Origin of the sequence: Alloalcanivorax xenomutans, from assembly GCF_900217905.1 — a bacterium.
GTDB classification, from domain to species: Bacteria; Pseudomonadota; Gammaproteobacteria; order Pseudomonadales; family Alcanivoracaceae; genus Alloalcanivorax; species Alloalcanivorax xenomutans.
On sequence record NZ_OBMO01000016.1, the window covers coordinates 81873 to 98922 of the forward strand.

A 17050-nucleotide genomic window follows, 5' to 3' on the forward strand; every position below is an offset into this window, starting at 1 on the left:
ATGCCCCTTTTCAGGGCTCCCGGTTGGCGGCGGCCAGTTCCACCGATGCCGGCTCCGGACGTACCTGCGCGGCCAGTCGCGCCACCCGCGCCCCCAGCGAGCGGGCAATCGCCTTCTCGTTATCGTCCACGGACAAAGTGCCATCGAAACCAGTGACCGCCGAGGCGCCATAGGGGGAGCCGCCCTTACGTGTGCGCACCAGCGCGGGAACACTATGCGGTACACCGGCAATGATCATCCCGTGCTGCATGAATGGGAGTAGCAGAGACAACAACGTCATCTCGTTACCTGAATGCATGCCACCGGTGGAGGTGAAAGCGGCGCCGACCTTGCCGATCAGAGCGCCTTCCCGCCACAACGGGGCCACTTCGTCGATAAAGGCGCGTAATGGGGTACTCATCAGGCCGTAGCGGGTAGGCGATCCCCAAACGATCCCCTTGGCCCAACGCAAATCGTCCGCCGTGGCGCGGGGCAGTTCACGATAGATTCGTTGTGCCTCCCGGTAGTCGGCCCGCTCACTATCGACACTGAATTCCGGCTCACTCAGTTCCACCCGGCAGAGCCGGACCCGGGCGCCACCGCTGCCCGCCCCCTCGGCGATTTCCCGTGCCAGCGCCAGGGTACTGCCGTAGCGGGAGTCGCAGATCACACACACGGTGGCGCCGTCCGGATCAATCGATGTCATGGCACATTCCTCAAAAAAAAATGTATACAGGCAACTCCCATGCCATGGTGACAACACCCCTAATACTGATACAGCCTTGCCGAATTTATGCGTTATATTTGTGCGCTCGCCCCTTTTTTGATCACTGTTTTAAGTCTTTTCGTCCACTTCAAGGAACCGCTTCCCTCGCTTCGCATCAAGCGATATGGTTCTCTCCTGATGTATACATTAGGGATTTCCGACCATGCCCAAGACTTTGCTGATCCGAGCCAGCCTGCTGACACCACTGGACGCTGACCGCTGGCGATACATCAGCGACGGAGGCCTTTTGATCGAGGCTGGGCGCATCGTCGACGTGGACCGGATAGAACAGTTCGCCGACGGCCGGGACCGCAACACTCTGGAGCTGGACGGCCTGCTGGTGCCCGGTTTCGCGGATGTTCATATTCATTGGGTGCAACATCATGTTCGCGGGCGCTTCCAGACCGATCTGATGGAATGGTTACGCGAACACATCTGGCCGGAAGAAGCCGGCTTCGAGCACGCCGGGCTGGCCCATGACCATGCCCGTGCTTTCTTCAGCGACACGATCCGCGCCGGCACCACCCTGGGCATGGCCTATTCCAGCCCGCACGACGGCGCCCTGCGCATCGCCGCCGAGCACGCCAGAGGCGATTGGATCCTGGGCAACGCCATCATGGAAAAATCCGCCCCGGAGCCGCTGCGCAGGGCCAGCCCGGACAACGCCGAGGCCGTGGCGCCGTTATTGGAGGAACTGGGCACCGCGCGCTACGCCATTACTCCGCGCTTCGCTCTCAATTGCAGTGCCCGGCTGATGGGGGAGCTGGGAGAACTGGCGCGACGCACCGGCGCCTTCGTGCAGACGCATTTGTCCGAGTCCCCGCGGGAAATCCGTGAAGTCCGGGAAGCCTTCCCCGAAGCGCGGGACTACACCGACGTTTATGATCAGGCCGGGCTGTTGACCCCACGCACGGTGCTCGGCCATTGCATTCACCTTTCGCAGCGCGAGTACCACACCCTTGCCCAACGGCGCAGCTGGATCGCGCATTGCCCTTCAAGCAACGAGGCCCTGGATAGCGGCCGGATGGATCTGGAAGCGGTACGGCGGCACCGGCTGAGGTTTGCTCTGGCTTCGGATGTGGGAGCAGGGCCTAGCCACAGCATGCTGCACGTCATGCAGCGCTTTGTGGACCAGCATCGTGCCGCCGGCGTCCCGGTAACACCGGAAGAAGCGCTCTACCGGGCCACCCAGGCCGGCGCGGATTGCCTGGGGCGTGGCGACGAAGCCGGCAGTCTGGCCGCGGGAAAAAGGGCGGACTTCGTTCTACTGCCACGCCCGGCGGGCAAAGCCGGTATCGAGGACTGGTTCGAGGAATTACTGCGCGGCGATGCCGCCGATCTGGAACGGCGCCCATTACAGACCTGGCTCGGCGGCACTCCGGTCTCACCCGACCCGGTCACATAAACGCAGTAACGCAATACGATTCACCTGCTCCACCGCGGTCCTGCGCTCCTGTTCCAGGTCATGCTCCAAACGGTCGGCAAAGGCCTTCAGAATGTCCCCACGGTGCAACCCTTTTACCGCGATGATGAACGGGAAACCGAAACGCTTTTGATAGGCATCATTAAGCGTTTGAAACCGGGAAAATTCTTCCGGGGTGCATTGGTCAAGGCCGGCGGATGCCTGCTCCGCGCTGGAGTCCCGGGTCAGTTCACCAGCCAGCGCGGCTTTGCCGGCCAGATCCGGATGCGCTCGTAATACGCCCAGCTGGCGCTCCGGATCCGCCGCGCGAAATACCCGCGCCATCACCTCCGCCAATCCTTGCGGGGTGTCCTGCGGCTCACCGAGCCCCAACTGGTAAGCCTCTCTGGCAATCCATGGAGAATGTTCATAAACATCGCCGAACCGTTCAACGAAATCAGCCTCGCTGAGCCGGCTCGGGCGTGGGGTCAGACGGACGACGGTTTCAGCCATGGTGCTCCATCCAGTGTCGGGCAATATCGATACGCCGGGCGAACCACACCCGGTTATGAGCGCACAGGTATTTGAGGAAGCGTTCCAGTGCCGCGGCCCGGCCTGGACGCCCCGCCAGCCGGCAATGCAAACCCACCGACAACATGCGCGGCTGCTCCGCCCCCTCTTGATACAGTGTGTCGAAAGCATCACGCAGATATGTGAAAAACTGATCGCCGCTGTTGAAACCACCAGGGCTGGCGAAACGCATGTCGTTGGCATCCAGCGTGTAGGGCACCACCAAATGTTTGCGCCCGGACACGGTCGTCCAGAACGGCAGCTCATCACTGTAGTCGTCGGCGTCATAGAGAAAGCCGCCGTGCTCCACCACCAGCCGCCGGGTATTCGGACTGGTGCGGCCGGTGTACCAGCCCAGCGGCGGCGTGCCGGCGGCGCGTGTCAGCGCCTCAACCGCGCGACCGATATGTTCCGCCTCCAGCGACTCCGGCACATATTGATAGTCAATCCAGCGATAGCCGTGACTGCAGATTTCGTGGCCCTGCTCCACCATGGTGCGAATGACTTCCGGATGCCGCTCCGCCGCCATGCCCACGGCAAACACGGTGAGCGGAATCCGATAGCGTTGAAACAGCTTCAACAGGCGCCACACCCCGACCCGGCTGCCGTACTCATAGAGCGATTCCATGCTCATGTGACGTACGCCTTCGCGCGCGTCGGCCCCGACCATTTCAGATAAGAAGGACTCCGAAGCCGGATCACCGTGCAGGACGCAATTCTCCCCTCCTTCTTCGTAATTAAGCACGAACTGCACCGCCACACGGGCTTCACCGGGCCAGCGTGGATTGGGCGGACTGGCCCCGTAACCGATCAGGTCACGGGGATAAGACGGGTTACTCATGCTTGCCTCCACTCTGGCATTAATCATGCATGTATACATTTAGACTTAATAATTGTCGACATTAAAACGAATACAGGAGCGAACATGGGCCGATTGACCACCCACGTTCTGGACACCAGTAGTGGCCGCCCCGCCGCCGATCTCTCTCTCCAGCTGTGGCGAGTCGAGGGAAGCCAGGCCCGTCTGTTGACCGAATGCAAAACCAATGCCGATGGACGTTGCGACACGCCGTTGCTTGAAGGCGTCACGATGGCAAGCGGGGTATACCAACTAAACTTCGCGGTGGGGGACTACTTCCTTGCCCGGGGGATATCCTTGCCGACCCCCTCATTTCTGGATGACGTGGTGATCCGCTTCGGCATCAGCACCCCCGACCAGCATTACCACGTTCCACTGCTGGTCTCTCCCTACGGTTACAGCACCTACCGCGGCAGTTAACAGGGGGGAGAAACGATGGAAGCGCATTGGTACGAATGGGCCAACCTGCTGATCCGCTGGCTGCACATCACTGTCGGCATAGCCTGGATAGGGGCTTCTTTCTATTTCAATTGGCTGGAGAACCATCTGCAGCGAGAGGGCCAAAAGCCACCGGGCGTCGCTGGTACTCTCTGGGCCATCCACGGTGGCGGCTTTTACTACCTGCAGAAGTATCAGGTGGCGCCGGAACAACTGCCCGAACGTCTGCACTGGTTCAAATGGGAAGCCTATTACACCTGGATGAGCGGCTTCCTGCTGTTGTTCGTAGTGTATTACCTGAATGCCGGAACCAATCTGATCGATCCCTCGGTGGCGGAGTTATCCCCGCTTACCGCCAGCCTGATCGGCATTGGCGTGCTGATTCTCTCCTGGCTGGTGTACGACGGACTGTGCCGCTCACCACTGGGCCGGCGTCCTGCGCTGCTGGCGGCAGTGGGCTTTATCTTGCTGGTGGCTCTGGCCTGGGGACTGAGCCAGATTTTCAGCGGCCGTGGCGCCTATATTCATGTCGGCGCCGCCATTGGCACCTGCATGGTCACCAACGTCTTTTTCGTGATCATTCCCGGCCAGCGCGCCATGGTGGACGCCATGACCGCCGGTCGCGAACCGGATGCCGCCAGGGGCCTGGCCGGAGCGCAACGCTCCCGGCACAACAATTATCTGACTCTGCCGGTGCTGTTCATCATGATCAGCAACCATTTCCCCGGTACCTACGGCAGCCACTGGAACTGGTTGATTCTGGCCACCCTGATGGCGGCCAGCATGGTAATCCGTCACTACTTCAACATCCGCCATCTGCCCCGGCCCGCCAAGATCGCATTACCGTTGGCCGGCGCGGCCGGGCTGCTCGTGTTGATCGTACTGACCAAACCATCCGGACCAGCACCGGTGGATGCGAACCTGCCACCGGTGCCCTTCTCCCAGGTGCAAAGCATCGTGCAGGAACGCTGTGCCGGCTGTCATGCGGCGCGCCCGGATTTCGCCGGCTTCGCCACACCGCCCAAGGGCGTGCGGCTGGATACACCGGCGCAAATCCGCGCCCACAAAACCCAGATCGGCCAGTTGGCCGTGACCACTTCGGTGATGCCGCCAGGCAACATCACCCGCATCACCGACGACGAACGCGCTTTGCTGGCCCGCTGGTTGCAACAAGGCGCGGAACACAATTCGGAAAACCGTCCGACGGAATAACCCGGCCATGACCGGAACCATGGAGCTCTCAATGACGGACACCATCATCGCCTACCCGAATCTCGCCGCCGCCCGGCTGGGCACCGAGATCGTATCGGTTACCGACCAGTTCTTCGCCAGCGCCGAACGCATGCTGGCGGAGACGCCCCCTCGATTCATCGCCGACAAGTTCGATGATCACGGCAAGTGGATGGATGGCTGGGAAACCCGCCGCCGCCGCGGCCCCGGACACGACAGTGCAATCGTGCGCCTGGGCGCCCCCGGTGACGTCCACCAACTGGAAATCGATACCGCTCACTTCACCGGCAACTACCCCATGGCCGCCTCCGTGGACGCCTGCGTCCTCGGCGATGGCGAGGATCCGGCTTCCGCTCGCTGGCAGCCCCTGCTGACCATGACCGCTCTGCAAGGCGACCATCTGCACCGCTTCACCTTGCCGACCCCAGGCCATGCCACCCACGTTCGTCTGAACCTCCATCCCGACGGCGGCGTCGCGCGCTTTCGTGTGCTGGGCCGCCCACGAGTGGACTGGGCCGGCGTTGACGCGGACCAGGAAGTGGAACTGTCGGCGGCCCGGCTTGGCGGCCAGGTCCTGGCTCTGAGCGACGCCCACTACGGCTGGCCGCACTCCCTGCTCTATCCCGGCCGGGGCCTTAACATGGGGGACGGCTGGGAAACCCGGCGGCGCCGCGAACCGGGTTTCGACTGGTGCGTGATCGGTCTGGGCCACCGTGGCCGTGTCACCGGACTGGAAGTGGACACCGCCTTTTTCAAAGGCAACTTTCCGGCTCAGGTATCAGTGCAAGCGGCCAATCTGGAAGACCACGCGGACACCGCCCTGCTACGCGCTTCCAGTATGTTCTGGCCGACGCTGCTGACACCGCAACCGCTGGGCCCGGATGCCATGCACCACTTCCAGGACCAGTTGGAGACCCTGGATGCGGTGACGCATGTTCGTCTTAATATGCACCCGGATGGCGGCATCAGCCGCTTTCGCGTGTTCGGCCAGATACAATGACCACTCAAGAGCTGACACTGGAGCCGTTGACGGCGGAGGCGTTCACCCCCTTCGGCGACCTCATCCATAGCCATGAGCGGGACTACTTCCTGATCAACGATGACCAATGCCGGCGTTACCACCGGCTGGCCAAAGTGGAAACCGGCACCGACGGCGGCGCCATTCTCAGTCTGTTCCGGCCGCGACCAATCTCACTACCGCACACTCTGGTGCTGATGGAACGCCACCCCCTCGGCAGCCAGGCGTTCGTGCCGCTGGCCGGTCAGCCTTACATCGTGGTGGTCGCCCCTCCCGGACCACCGCCGGCGGTGGCGGACCTGCACGCTTTTTTGATCACCGATGGCACCGGCGTCAATTATCACGCGGGCACCTGGCATCATCCCCTGCTGGCCCTTTCGCCTGGCGGCGACTTCCTGGTAGTGGACCGGGAAGGGCCGGGCCACAACTGCGAGGAACATCTTCTGGAGGGTATCCGCCTTCCGGTTGCACCCGTATAAAGGTCTGTATACATTCCGCTAGTCCAAAAAAGAAGGAACAACGGTACCCATGGCTGTCGATCCCCGTACGGACAAACAGGCCGCCGCGTCGCTAGGCGCCATGCACACCAATGGTGGCCGGGGCTCGCGCAAAGCCACCGACCAGACCATCTACGATTCCATCTATCAGGCGGTGCTCACCCAGCGGCTGCCTCCCGGCTCGAAACTGCCGGAAGTGGCATTAAGCGAACTGTTCGGAGTGAGCCGGTCCATCGTGCGCAAGGCACTGACCCGGCTGGCATCCGATCACGTCACCGAGCAAAGCCCCAATCAAATGGCGGTGGTGGCCAGACCCGGCATCGAGGAAACCCGGCAGATTTTCGCCGCCCGCCGCCTGGTGGAAGGGGAGGTCACCCGCCTGGTGGCCGGCACCCTGGGCAAATCCGAGGCACAAGCCCTGCGCAAACTGATCAAGGAAGAAAAGAGCGCCCACGAGCGCGGCCAGGACCAACACCGCGTGCACTGCTCCATGGCAATTCACCAGTATCTGGCTCGCCAGTGCCCCAATCAGGTGCTCGGCAAGATGATGCTGGAACTGGTATTGCGCACCTCCATTGTCATCGCGCTATACAAAGCCCCGGGCATCACCGCCTGCTTTCTTGGTAATGATCACGGTCGCCTGGCCGACCTGATTATCAAGGGCGAGGCGGACCAGGCCGCGCAACTGGCGCGGGAACACCTGGACACCCTTGAAGGCCTGTTGGATCTGGATGAGCCCTCCGGCGACATCGATCTGGCAAGCATCTTGCGTTACACCTGAGGTAAAACGGACCGCTGGTCCTGGCGACGGCCCTCTCGGCCGGGTTTGAGTGTGCGCCACCGGTGGCGGTATACAGGTCAGTGTACGTTCTTCCGCGCGGTCCTCGGGTCGCGCTGATTCGCGTTTTTGCTTTTTAGAAAAGGGAGCCCGGGTGATGAGCCGCACTTTGCTACTGAAAAACGCCACTGTAGTGGCGACCATGGACGATCACGGCACCGAGATCCGTGACGGCGCCGTTCTGATCGAAGGCAACCGCATTCGCGCGGTGGGCCCGAGCGACACCCTGTTCCGGGAGGCGGACGAAACCATCGACCTCAGTGGCCATGTGCTGATACCGGGTCTGGTCAACACCCATCACCATATGTTCCAGAGCCTGACTCGGGCCTTACCGGCGGCGCAAGACGCCGAGCTGTTCGACTGGCTCGACGCCCTGTTTCCAGTCTGGGCCAATATCACCCCGGAAATGATGACGGTATCGGCGCAAACCGCCATGGCGGAGTTAATGCTTTCCGGGTGCACCACCGCCGCCGACCACGCTTACTTCTATGTCAACGGCGGCCGCCTGGAGGACAACATCGAGGCGGCTTCGATCATGGGCCTGCGCTATCACGGTGTCCGTGGCGCCATCACGCTGGGCAAAAGTCAGGGCGGGCTGCCGCCGGATCTGGTGGTGGAGAAGAATGAGGACGCGGTGCTCAAGGAAATGCAGCGAGTGGTGGAAACGCACCACGATGCCAGCGCCGATGCCATGTTGCAGGTAGCGCTGGGGCCATCGTCGCCGTTCACGGTCTCGCCGGATTTGATGCGTCAGAGCGCGATCCTGGCACGTGATCTTGGCGTGCGGCTGCACACTCATACCGCCGAGAACGGCAAGGATCTGGCCTTCAGCCAGCAGCGCTACGGCATGACACCGGCGCAATTCGCCGAGGAAATGGACTGGGTCGGTGACGACGTCTGGCACGCTCACTGTGTGCACCTGGACGAGCACGGTATTCAGTTATTCGGCCGCACCGGCACCGGCGTCGCCCACTGCCCCTGTTCCAATATGCGCCTGGCATCGGGCCATGCCCCGATCCGCCGCATGCTGGACAACGGTGTCCGTGTCGGCCTGGGCGTGGACGGCTCCGCTTCCAACGACGGCAATGATCTGCTGGGAGAGGCCCGCCAGGCCATGCTGGTGGCGCGGGTCCGAGACGAAGACCCCACTGCCCTGTCGGCCCGCGAAGCACTGCGACTGGCTACCCGTGGCGGCGCCGAAGTACTGGGGCGCGGTGATCATCTGGGGCGTATCCAGGCTGGCTACTGCGCCGATCTGGTGGCCTGGAAACTGGACGACATCGCCTTCGCCGGTGGCTTGTCCGATCCGCTGGCGGCCCTGTTGTTCTGCGCGCCCCGGCGAGTCTCTCTGAGTATTGTTAATGGCAAGACGGTGGTGCGTGACGGGCAGCTCACCACCGTGGAACTGCCACGCCTGGTGGAACGGCACAATCAATTGTCGCGAACATTGATCGACGGATAGATTGATCGACGGATAGAGAGGCTCCCGATGAGCACACGGTTGCGCGTTCATTCTCCGGCGGTGGTGTACTTCGACGCGGTACGCCGCGCCGGCTCCATACGGGAAGCGGCACGGCGCTTGTTCGTGGCGTCCTCCGCGGTCAACCGGCAGATCCTGAAACTCGAGGACGAAGTTGGCACGCCACTGTTCGAACGCCTGCCTGGTGGACTCAGGCTGACCACCGCCGGTGAGATCTTCGCCCGCCATGCCCTGGTGGTATTGCAGGACGCGGAACGGGCACGCTCGGAGCTGGACGCGCTCAAAGGGCTGCGCACCGGTCACGTGGAAATCGCCACCGTGGAAGGGGTCACCTCGGACTTCATGCCCACCATCATTGAACGCGCCCGGGAGCACTTCCCGAAGGTGACCCTGGGCGTGGTCACCCTCGGTTCCCGCGACATTCCCGAAGCCGTAACCAGCGGCGCCGCCGACCTGGGCATGGCCTTCGCCCTGCAACGCAGCACCGGCCTGCGACAGATCATGGTAGGCCGGTTCCGGCTCGGAGCCCTGGTGCCGGCTGAGCATCCTCTGGCAAAACGCCACGAAGTCAGCTTCGCCACCTGTGCTGAGTACCCTTTGATCCTGGCGAAGACCGACCTGTCGGTGTACCACCTGCTCAAACCCGCCATCGAGCGCGCCGGCATCGATGACAAAGGCGTGGTGCAATCCAATTCGGTGGAGCTGGGCAAGGAGCTGGCGCGGCGCGGTGTCGGTGTCACCTTCCAGACCCGCATCGGGTTGGAGGCGGAATTGGCATCGGGCGCACTCCGACATATTCCTCTCAATGACAATGGTCCGGTTTTCAGCGACCTCGGCATTTACGCCCGTACCGGCCGCTCCCTGCCGGTGGCGGCCGATGCCGTCGCAAGATTGCTGGCCGACGAACTGGCGGAGCGGGAACGCCGTGAGGCCAACGACATCGGTGAACCATTGACCGATTGATTCCCGGCGCCGCTGCCGGATCGGCATCGGCACGGTCGATATTCTCTTCTTTGGCACCGCCGGGGCGCCGCGCAAACTGGCAGGCAAGGATCGTCCGCCAACGAGAGAAGTTCCATGACGAGCACCCTGCAAGCGCAAAAGGTTAATCAGCAGTCACTGCCGATCATCGATATCGGGGCCTTGATCGACGGTGACCAGAAACAACGCCGAACGGTGGCCGAACAACTCAGCGCCGCCTGCCTCGACAAGGGCTTCTTCTACATTCGCAACCACGGTATCGAAGCACGCTTGCAGGCGCGGGTGTTCGCTGCCGCCAAGGCGTTCTTCGAACAGCCACTGGCGACCAAAAAACAGGTCGACAAAGCGCTTTCGCCCGCCAACCGGGGTTATGAACCGCTGCGCGGCCAGACTCTGGAAGCGGACGCGCCACCGGATCTGAAGGAAGGCTACTATATTGGCCGCGACTTGCCGGACGACCATCCGGCGGTACGCGCCGGCAAGTTCAATCACGGCGCCAACCAATGGCCACGGCAAGCCGGCTTCCGTGAGACCATGGAAACCTACTTCGAAGCCATGAACGAACTCAGCGCGCGGATCATGCAAGGGTTGGCGCTATCACTCTCCTTGCCGGAAGACTACTTCGCTGATTTTTGCCATGAGCCGATGGCGGTCCTGCGTCTGTTGCACTATCCGCCGCAACCGGGCAATCCCGAGCCCGGCGAAAAAGGCTGTGGCGCCCATACCGATTTTGGTGGCATCACCTTGCTGCTACAGGACGACAATCCCGGTCTGCAGGTTTGGGATCAAGCCAGCCAGGGCTGGATTCATGCCGATCCCGTTCCCGGCACCTATGTGGTGAACCTGGGTGACATGATCGCCCGCTGGACCAATGACCGCTATCGCTCGACCCTGCATCGCGTGGTCAACCTGTCCGGCCGTGAGCGTTTCTCCGTGCCGTTCTTCCATTCCGGAAATCCGGACCATCAGGTGCGGTGCCTGCCCAGCTGTCTTGCCCCAGGCGCTTCTCCGAAGTATCCGCCGGTCACCGTCGAACAGCACATGATCGACATGTATCAACGCACCTATAAGTAGCTCCAGTAACTCGATGAACGATGTCATTCTGATTCACGGCGCCTGGGCCGGTGCCTGGGTCTGGGACGCCCTGGTACCCCTGTTGCGTCAGCGGGGATTCCATCCCCACGCGCTGAATATGCCCGGCAATGGCCACGGTACCGGCACCGCGGAGCAGGTCGATTTCACGGACTGCGTCGCCTGTGTGGAAACAGCCCTCGATCAGCTCGACGGCCCCGCCTTCCTGGTGGCGCACTCGGGCGGCGGCGTGATCGCCACCCAGGTGGCGGAAAACCGCCCGGACCATATCGCGGGCATCGCCTACGTGGCAGGAATGATGCTGCCCACGGGCACCGGCTTCGCCGACCTGACCCGGCATCTGGTCCAGAGAAATCCCGCCGCCGCCGGCATCGGCCCGCATCTGACCTGGGACCAAAGGCGCCGTTACAGCAAGGTGCCGCCCGCCGCGGCCCGCGACATCTTTTTTCACGACGTCGACGATGCTCCCGCCTGGGCCGCCGCGCGACAGCTCACACCACAACCGGAAGGTCCTCGCGCTGGTGTCGCGCATTGGACACCTGAGCGCTTCGGCGCATTACCACGCTTGTATGTGGAAGCGCTGCGTGACCGCTCGGTGATCCTGGAGGCACAGCGCTGGATGCAACAACAGGTGCCCGGCGCAGACGTCGCCACACTCGATACAGGGCATGCCCCGCAACTGGCTTCCCCCCAAAAGCTTGGAGAGATACTGGCTGGTTTCTTTCATCGCGTTAACACACGGGACAAGGCATGCCCTTTGCATGGACCACTATAGATAGACGAGGGTGTATCGCCGCACGCGACCCCGGACTCGAAAGGAGTTTCCCATGATCTACCGTTTCAGACGTTACCTTTTGACCGCCGTCTTGGTGAGCATGACGGCGGGCGTTCAGGCGGCGGATAAAATCCGCTGGCTCAACGACTGGTTGCCCGCCGGCGACAAGGCCATCATTTACCTCGCCGTGGAAAAAGGCTTGTTCGCCGCCGAGGATATCGAAGTGGAAATCATGTCAGGGCGTGGTTCCAGCGATGTGGTCACCAAACTGGCCACTGGCGCCGCCGACATGGGAACCGGCGGCCTGTCCGCGCTACTGCAAGCGAAGGCAGGGGCCACCGTGCCAGTAACCGCCGTGCTTTCCGTTTATACCAAACAGCCGGATGCGGTTTTCGTCAGTGCCGATTCCGGCATCGAAACCCTGGACGATTTGAAAGGAAAGAATCTCGCTACCGCCACCTTCTCCGCCTCCAATGTCACCTGGCCCTTGGTCCTGGAAGCCAACGGCATGTCGCCGGACGATGTGCGTGTCACCAAAGTGGACCCCGGGGCCATGGGCCCGATGATGAGTACCGGCCGGGTGGACGGCACCATCAACTGGATTACCAAGCTGCCGGCCTTCAACGCCTTAATGAAGCAAGCCGGCAAGGAGATCCGGGTTTTACCCTGGTCCGACTATGGCTTTGATGGCTATGGCCTCTCGGTGTTTGCATCCGACCGTCTGATCAAGGAAAAGCCGGAGCTGGTCAGAAAGGTACTCACCATTTATCGCCAGGCGCAAAAAATGGCTATTGAAGATCCCCAACAAGCGGGAGCAGCGCTGAAGGCGAAGGTGGCGGAAGTGGACGCGGAGGTGGCCGCCGAGGAGTTTTCCGCCTCCATTCCTTTGATGAAAAACGAAATCAGCGAGCGCGATGGCGCTGGCACTTTCAATCCCTCTCTCCTTGCGACCACCTGGAAGTGGGTCGCCAAAGCCCAGGGGCTACCGGAGGATACGCTGAATCCGGAAGACGCCGTCAGTGGTGACTTCATCAGCAAGTAGGCAAGCACAACATCAAGAAAACGTTTTCATTGCACGCGGGTCCGGGCTTTCCGGCCCGCGTTTTTTTTCGCAGCTTAGGATGATGCCGGTCTGGCAACGGCCCGTGCGGAAATCTCTGCTTTTGGCGCGCATGTTGCAACGCTCACACTATGACGGCCACTCCGGGTGGCTTTATGGACTCAAACCCGATTCGAGGTTTTCATGGCGCCCCACGACGATAACGACGGCCCGCGACCAAGCATTCGCTTCAACAATGTGGGCCAGGTGTTCACTTCCTCCGATGGCGGTGTCATCAACGCGCTGGACGGCGTCAGCTTCGACATTCACAAGCACGAGTTCATTGCCGTTATCGGTCCTTCCGGCTGCGGCAAATCCACGCTGCTTCGGGTGATCGCCGGCCTGGTACGGCCCACCTCCGGGCGGGCGGAAATCTATGGGCTGCCGGTGACCGAGCCCCGCGAGGAAATCGGCATCGTATTCCAACAGCCCACGCTGCTGCCCTGGCTCAATGTGGAGGACAACATCACCTTTCCGATGAAGCACAAGTACGGCCGCGTCACCCTTGAGGAAAAACAGCGGGCGCAGGAACTGTTGGGCACCGTGGGGCTGCGGGACTTCGCCCATAAACGCCCCTCCGAATTATCCGGCGGCATGCAACAGCGGGTGGGCATCGCCCGTGCCCTGCTGCACGACCCGGATATTCTGTTGATGGACGAACCGTTTTCCGCCCTCGACGCCCTGACCCGTGACGAGATGAGCTTCGAGCTGCTACGCATCTGGACCGAGCGCCCCAAAACAGTGCTGTTCATCACCCACTCCATTCCCGAAGCCCTGCTGCTGGCGGACCGCATCCTGGTAATGTCCGCCCGCCCCGGACGCATTCGCGAGATCATCGACGTGGGCCTGCCACGCCCGCGCACCCTGAAAACCTTGTCGGAGCCCCGCTTCCATGAAATCGCCAACCATATCCGCGGCCAGGTCTTCAGCCATGCGGTCCTCGCCTGAATCCGCCGGGGGCGCGCTTCTGCGACTGCTGGACCGGGGAGCACCGGTCCTTGCCGCCCTGCTGTTGCTGCTGATCTGGGAGCTTGGCTGCCGTCTGCTGGACGTGCCGGTGTATCTGCTTCCCCCTCCCAGCGCCATCGTTGAAGGCGCACTGGCGGTGAGCCCCAGCAGTTGGGGTGGCCATATCTGGGCAACGCTCCGGGTCAGCCTGCTGGGCTATGCGCTGGCGGTGATGATCGGCATTCCGTTGGCGGTGGCTCTGGCCAACAGCCGGCTGCTGTCCCGAACACTCTACCCGATGCTGGTGGTGGTGCAGTCCACCCCCATCGTCGCCGTGGCGCCGATTATCGTGGTGGTGCTGGGCGCCGGAGACGCGCCGCGCATCGTCATTACATTCCTGATCACCTTTTTCCCCATCGTCGTTTCCACCGTCACCGGACTGATGTCGACACCTCCTGAACTGCTGGAGCTCTCCCGTTCCCTCGGGGCCAGCCGCTGGCGCGAGATTCGCAACATTCAACTGCCTTTCGCGGTGCCCCATATTTTCTCCGCGCTGCGCATTTCCATCACGCTGGCCATTATCGGCGCGGTGGTGGCGGAATTTGTCGCCGCCGAGAATGGACTGGGATTTTTCATCGCCTTCTCCACCTCGTTTTTCAAAGTGCCCCAGGCGTTTGCCGCACTGGCCATTCTGGTCACCATCAGTCTGATCCTGTTCCGGCTGGTGGCAATGATCCAGAAATGGTGGTTTCCCTGGAGCCTGCCGAAATCCTGAGCGCGCTTTATCGCTCTGCCGTCGCAGCTATTAAGAGATGAATGGGAGAACCATGAACACCAATGAAATATCACGGGGACTGGATCACGAGCACTATATACAGCAAAGCTTCCTGGTCGCCGAACGGGCACTGAACGATGGCTGCCATCCATTCGGTGCGCTACTTGTGGATGCCGATGGCGAAATTCTGCTGGAACAGGAGAACGCCTTCCTGCCTCATCATGATATGACCGGACATGCGGAACGGGTGATCCTCACGCGTGCTTCTCAATCTTACTCACCGGATTTTCTTGCCCGGTGCACGCTCTATACCTCCGCCGAACCCTGCGCCATGTGCGCCGGGGCGGCCTACTGGGCGGGCGTCGGACGCGTGGTCTACGGTCTTTCCGAGAAACGACTCAAAGCGATTACCGGCAACCACCCCGAGAATCCGACCCTGGACCTGCCCTGCCGGACGGTTTTCGCCGCCGGGCAGCGCTCCGTTCAGGTGATCGGACCACTACTGGAAGAGGAAGCCGCCGCTCTTCACCTGCGCTTTTGGAAAGAAAAGAAAGACTGACCAGTATGTAGCTCCGCGTCATTATATCGTCACTTGATTGATCCACAGTGCTCTTCTTTTTCACGGCGCCAGACCTGGTGCCCTGATCTGGAGAGTACTTTTAATGTCATTTCTTTTTTCCCGCGACTCTCGCGTTTCTTTATTGTCGGCCATCACACTCGCCACTTTCCTGAGCGCCTGCGGCGGCTCCGGGGACAGTTCCTCACCCTCTCCGGAACCCACCCCGGAGCCAACTCCAGAACCGCAACCCAGCGGGACCTGGAGCGCCGGCGATCTGCATGTGCATACCTATCAATCCGACGATGCCCAGGTGTCCCTGGAAAGCGTGCTGGACGATGCTTTCACCCGCTACGACCTGGACTGGCTCACCATTTCCAATCATCTGCGCACGTCCTATCGGGATCATGACGGCGCCGAGCTGGGAGAATCCATACCCTTTTATCAGGCGCTCATCGACTACGAAGTGCCTTATCTGAAGCAGGCCCTGGACCAGGACCGCTATCCCGGCGCCTTGATGTATTCCTCTTTCGAGTGGGACATGCCGACCCATGATCACGTCAATGTCGGCATCGGCATGGACGACCCGATGTCCGAGGCCAATCTGCAAGCGGTGGCGGAATTCGAGTATCTGTTCACCACCCGCGATGCCAGCCTTTTCGATCCCGCTTTGGTGGAAAGCCTGGGCGATCAGCCGCGCGCCAACACTACCCACGAGGACGCCCTCACCGCGTTACGCTGGCTGCGTGACAATCATCCCGACAGCTATATGCTGTTGAATCACCCTTCCCGCTACATGGGCAAATACACCATCGCCCAGATCCGTCAGATGCACGACCTGGCCCCCGATCAGTTCTTCGCCATCGAAGGCATGGTCGGTAATCAGATGGAGCCGGATCGGGGCGGCTACGCCGAGGCCTATACCGAGGAAAACCTCGGTTCGCGCACCTATGGCGGTGTCGACTACCTGGTAGCGAAACTGGGAGGCACCTGGGACGCGCTGCTGGGTGAAGGCCGGCGGATCTGGAACGTGGCCAACTCCGACTACCATTTCACCACGGCGCAGGGCCGATACAGCAGCGGCTATGCCCCTGGCGAGTACGCCAAAACCTATGTCTGGAAGGATGGCGAGGATGCTTCCGCCCTGCTGGACGGTCTGCGCGGCGGCCGTCTGTTCGGCGTTTTCGGTGATCTGATCGACGCACTGGAGTTTCAGGCCGAGAGCACCGAAGGCAGCACGCCGATGGGCGGCACTCTGACGGCGGCCCTGGGCGAACAGGTGACGGTGACCATCCGCTTCCGTAGCCCGCAAACCAATCACTACGAGTATCCGCTGGAAAGCGGCCAGTCCGCCTATATGAAACCGACGGTGGATCATGTGGACCTGATCGTCGGCGATGTCCAGGCGCCCGCGCAACCCGATTCCGCCGATTACCAGTCCGCCAGCAACCCGAGCACCCGGGTTCTGGCCCGCTTCACCGCCAACGACTGGACCGTGGACGAGGACGGTTACAATGTCATCACCCACACTCTCACCGTCACCGGCGATCAGTACCTGCGTCTGCGCGGCACCAATCTGGCGGTCAATGTGCCTGGTCAAATGGAAGACGGCGAGCCGCTGCCGGACGCCAAAGTAGAGGTAGCCAATGACGCCGCCCGCTTTGATGCCATCAACGCCCGCAATTACAACGATCTGTGGTTCTACTCCAACCCTGTTTTCATCACCGTGGAGTGATCCATCCTGGCG

Annotated in this window: 18 protein-coding genes; 15 read left to right on the forward strand and 3 right to left on the reverse strand. The window is 61.7% G+C overall.

Annotated features, from left to right (window positions below):
• Positions 1 to 10: 10 nt before the first annotated feature.
• A complete protein-coding gene (gene wrbA / locus CRO06_RS13725; protein ID WP_097058670.1) occupies positions 11 to 685 on the reverse strand; it encodes an NAD(P)H:quinone oxidoreductase in 675 nt (224 codons plus the stop codon).
• Between the two features lie 223 nt (positions 686 to 908).
• Between wrbA and CRO06_RS13730 the strand changes: the two genes are divergently transcribed.
• Positions 909 to 2150: an amidohydrolase family protein gene (locus tag CRO06_RS13730; RefSeq protein WP_097058671.1), complete on the forward strand. Its 1242-nt coding sequence runs from the start codon at positions 909 to 911 to the stop codon at positions 2148 to 2150.
• On the opposite strand, the gene uraD is transcribed toward CRO06_RS13730, so the two are convergent.
• Positions 2130 to 2660, reverse strand: coding sequence for a 2-oxo-4-hydroxy-4-carboxy-5-ureidoimidazoline decarboxylase (uraD, locus tag CRO06_RS13735; protein ID WP_097058672.1), 531 nt, complete (start codon positions 2658 to 2660; stop codon positions 2130 to 2132). The genes CRO06_RS13730 and uraD overlap by 21 nt on opposite strands.
• Positions 2653 to 3558 (reverse strand): allantoinase PuuE, encoded by a 906-nt coding sequence (gene puuE, locus CRO06_RS13740; protein ID WP_055099509.1) that lies wholly within the window; start codon positions 3556 to 3558, stop codon positions 2653 to 2655. The genes uraD and puuE overlap by 8 nt, the downstream gene beginning before the upstream one ends.
• Before the next feature lie 84 nt (positions 3559 to 3642).
• Here puuE and uraH point away from each other — a divergent pair, with 84 nt between their 5' ends.
• From uraH to CRO06_RS13810, 14 genes are all read left to right on the forward strand, one after another.
• The gene (gene uraH, locus CRO06_RS13745; protein WP_097058673.1) at positions 3643 to 3996 is read left to right on the forward strand and encodes a hydroxyisourate hydrolase; all 354 of its coding nucleotides are present in this window, start codon (positions 3643 to 3645) and stop codon (positions 3994 to 3996) included.
• A gap of 15 nt (positions 3997 to 4011) precedes the next feature.
• Positions 4012 to 5226, forward strand: a complete 1215-nt coding sequence (locus CRO06_RS13750; protein WP_097058674.1) for a urate hydroxylase PuuD — start codon at positions 4012 to 4014, stop codon at positions 5224 to 5226.
• Between the two features lie 31 nt (positions 5227 to 5257).
• A complete protein-coding gene (gene alc, locus CRO06_RS13755) occupies positions 5258 to 6244 on the forward strand; it encodes an allantoicase (protein WP_080531610.1) in 987 nt (328 codons plus the stop codon).
• Positions 6241 to 6741 (forward strand): ureidoglycolate lyase, encoded by a 501-nt coding sequence (locus CRO06_RS13760; protein WP_097058675.1) that lies wholly within the window; start codon positions 6241 to 6243, stop codon positions 6739 to 6741. The genes alc and CRO06_RS13760 overlap by 4 nt, the downstream gene beginning before the upstream one ends.
• A gap of 49 nt (positions 6742 to 6790) precedes the next feature.
• Complete coding sequence (locus tag CRO06_RS13765) at positions 6791 to 7540, forward strand: GntR family transcriptional regulator (protein WP_022993612.1); 750 nt, start codon at positions 6791 to 6793, stop codon at positions 7538 to 7540.
• A 154-nt stretch (positions 7541 to 7694) separates the two neighbouring features.
• Complete coding sequence (locus CRO06_RS13770) at positions 7695 to 9059, forward strand: 8-oxoguanine deaminase (RefSeq protein ID WP_097058676.1); 1365 nt, start codon at positions 7695 to 7697, stop codon at positions 9057 to 9059.
• 27 nt (positions 9060 to 9086) lie between these two features.
• A complete protein-coding gene (locus tag CRO06_RS13775; RefSeq protein ID WP_097058677.1) occupies positions 9087 to 10040 on the forward strand; it encodes a LysR family transcriptional regulator in 954 nt (317 codons plus the stop codon).
• 114 nt (positions 10041 to 10154) lie between these two features.
• Positions 10155 to 11132: an isopenicillin N synthase family dioxygenase gene (locus CRO06_RS13780; protein ID WP_063139894.1), complete on the forward strand. Its 978-nt coding sequence runs from the start codon at positions 10155 to 10157 to the stop codon at positions 11130 to 11132.
• 13 nt (positions 11133 to 11145) lie between these two features.
• Entirely contained in the window at positions 11146 to 11925 is a 780-nt protein-coding gene (locus tag CRO06_RS13785) for an alpha/beta fold hydrolase (protein WP_097058678.1), read from the forward strand.
• Positions 11926 to 11977: 52 nt separating this feature from the next.
• Positions 11978 to 12967: an ABC transporter substrate-binding protein gene (locus CRO06_RS13790; protein WP_063139895.1), complete on the forward strand. Its 990-nt coding sequence runs from the start codon at positions 11978 to 11980 to the stop codon at positions 12965 to 12967.
• 201 nt (positions 12968 to 13168) lie between these two features.
• Positions 13169 to 13972 carry an ABC transporter ATP-binding protein gene (locus tag CRO06_RS13795; protein WP_022993618.1) on the forward strand — a complete coding sequence of 268 codons (804 nt, stop codon included), beginning with the start codon at positions 13169 to 13171 and terminating at the stop codon, positions 13970 to 13972.
• Positions 13956 to 14747, forward strand: coding sequence for an ABC transporter permease (locus CRO06_RS13800; protein ID WP_097058679.1), 792 nt, complete (start codon positions 13956 to 13958; stop codon positions 14745 to 14747). The genes CRO06_RS13795 and CRO06_RS13800 overlap by 17 nt, the downstream gene beginning before the upstream one ends.
• Before the next feature lie 52 nt (positions 14748 to 14799).
• The gene (locus CRO06_RS13805; RefSeq protein ID WP_097058680.1) at positions 14800 to 15306 is read left to right on the forward strand and encodes a nucleoside deaminase; all 507 of its coding nucleotides are present in this window, start codon (positions 14800 to 14802) and stop codon (positions 15304 to 15306) included.
• 103 nt (positions 15307 to 15409) lie between these two features.
• On the forward strand, positions 15410 to 17038 hold the full coding sequence (locus CRO06_RS13810; protein WP_022993621.1) for a CehA/McbA family metallohydrolase domain-containing protein: 1629 nt from the start codon (positions 15410 to 15412) through the stop codon (positions 17036 to 17038).
• Positions 17039 to 17050: the final 12 nt, after the last annotated feature.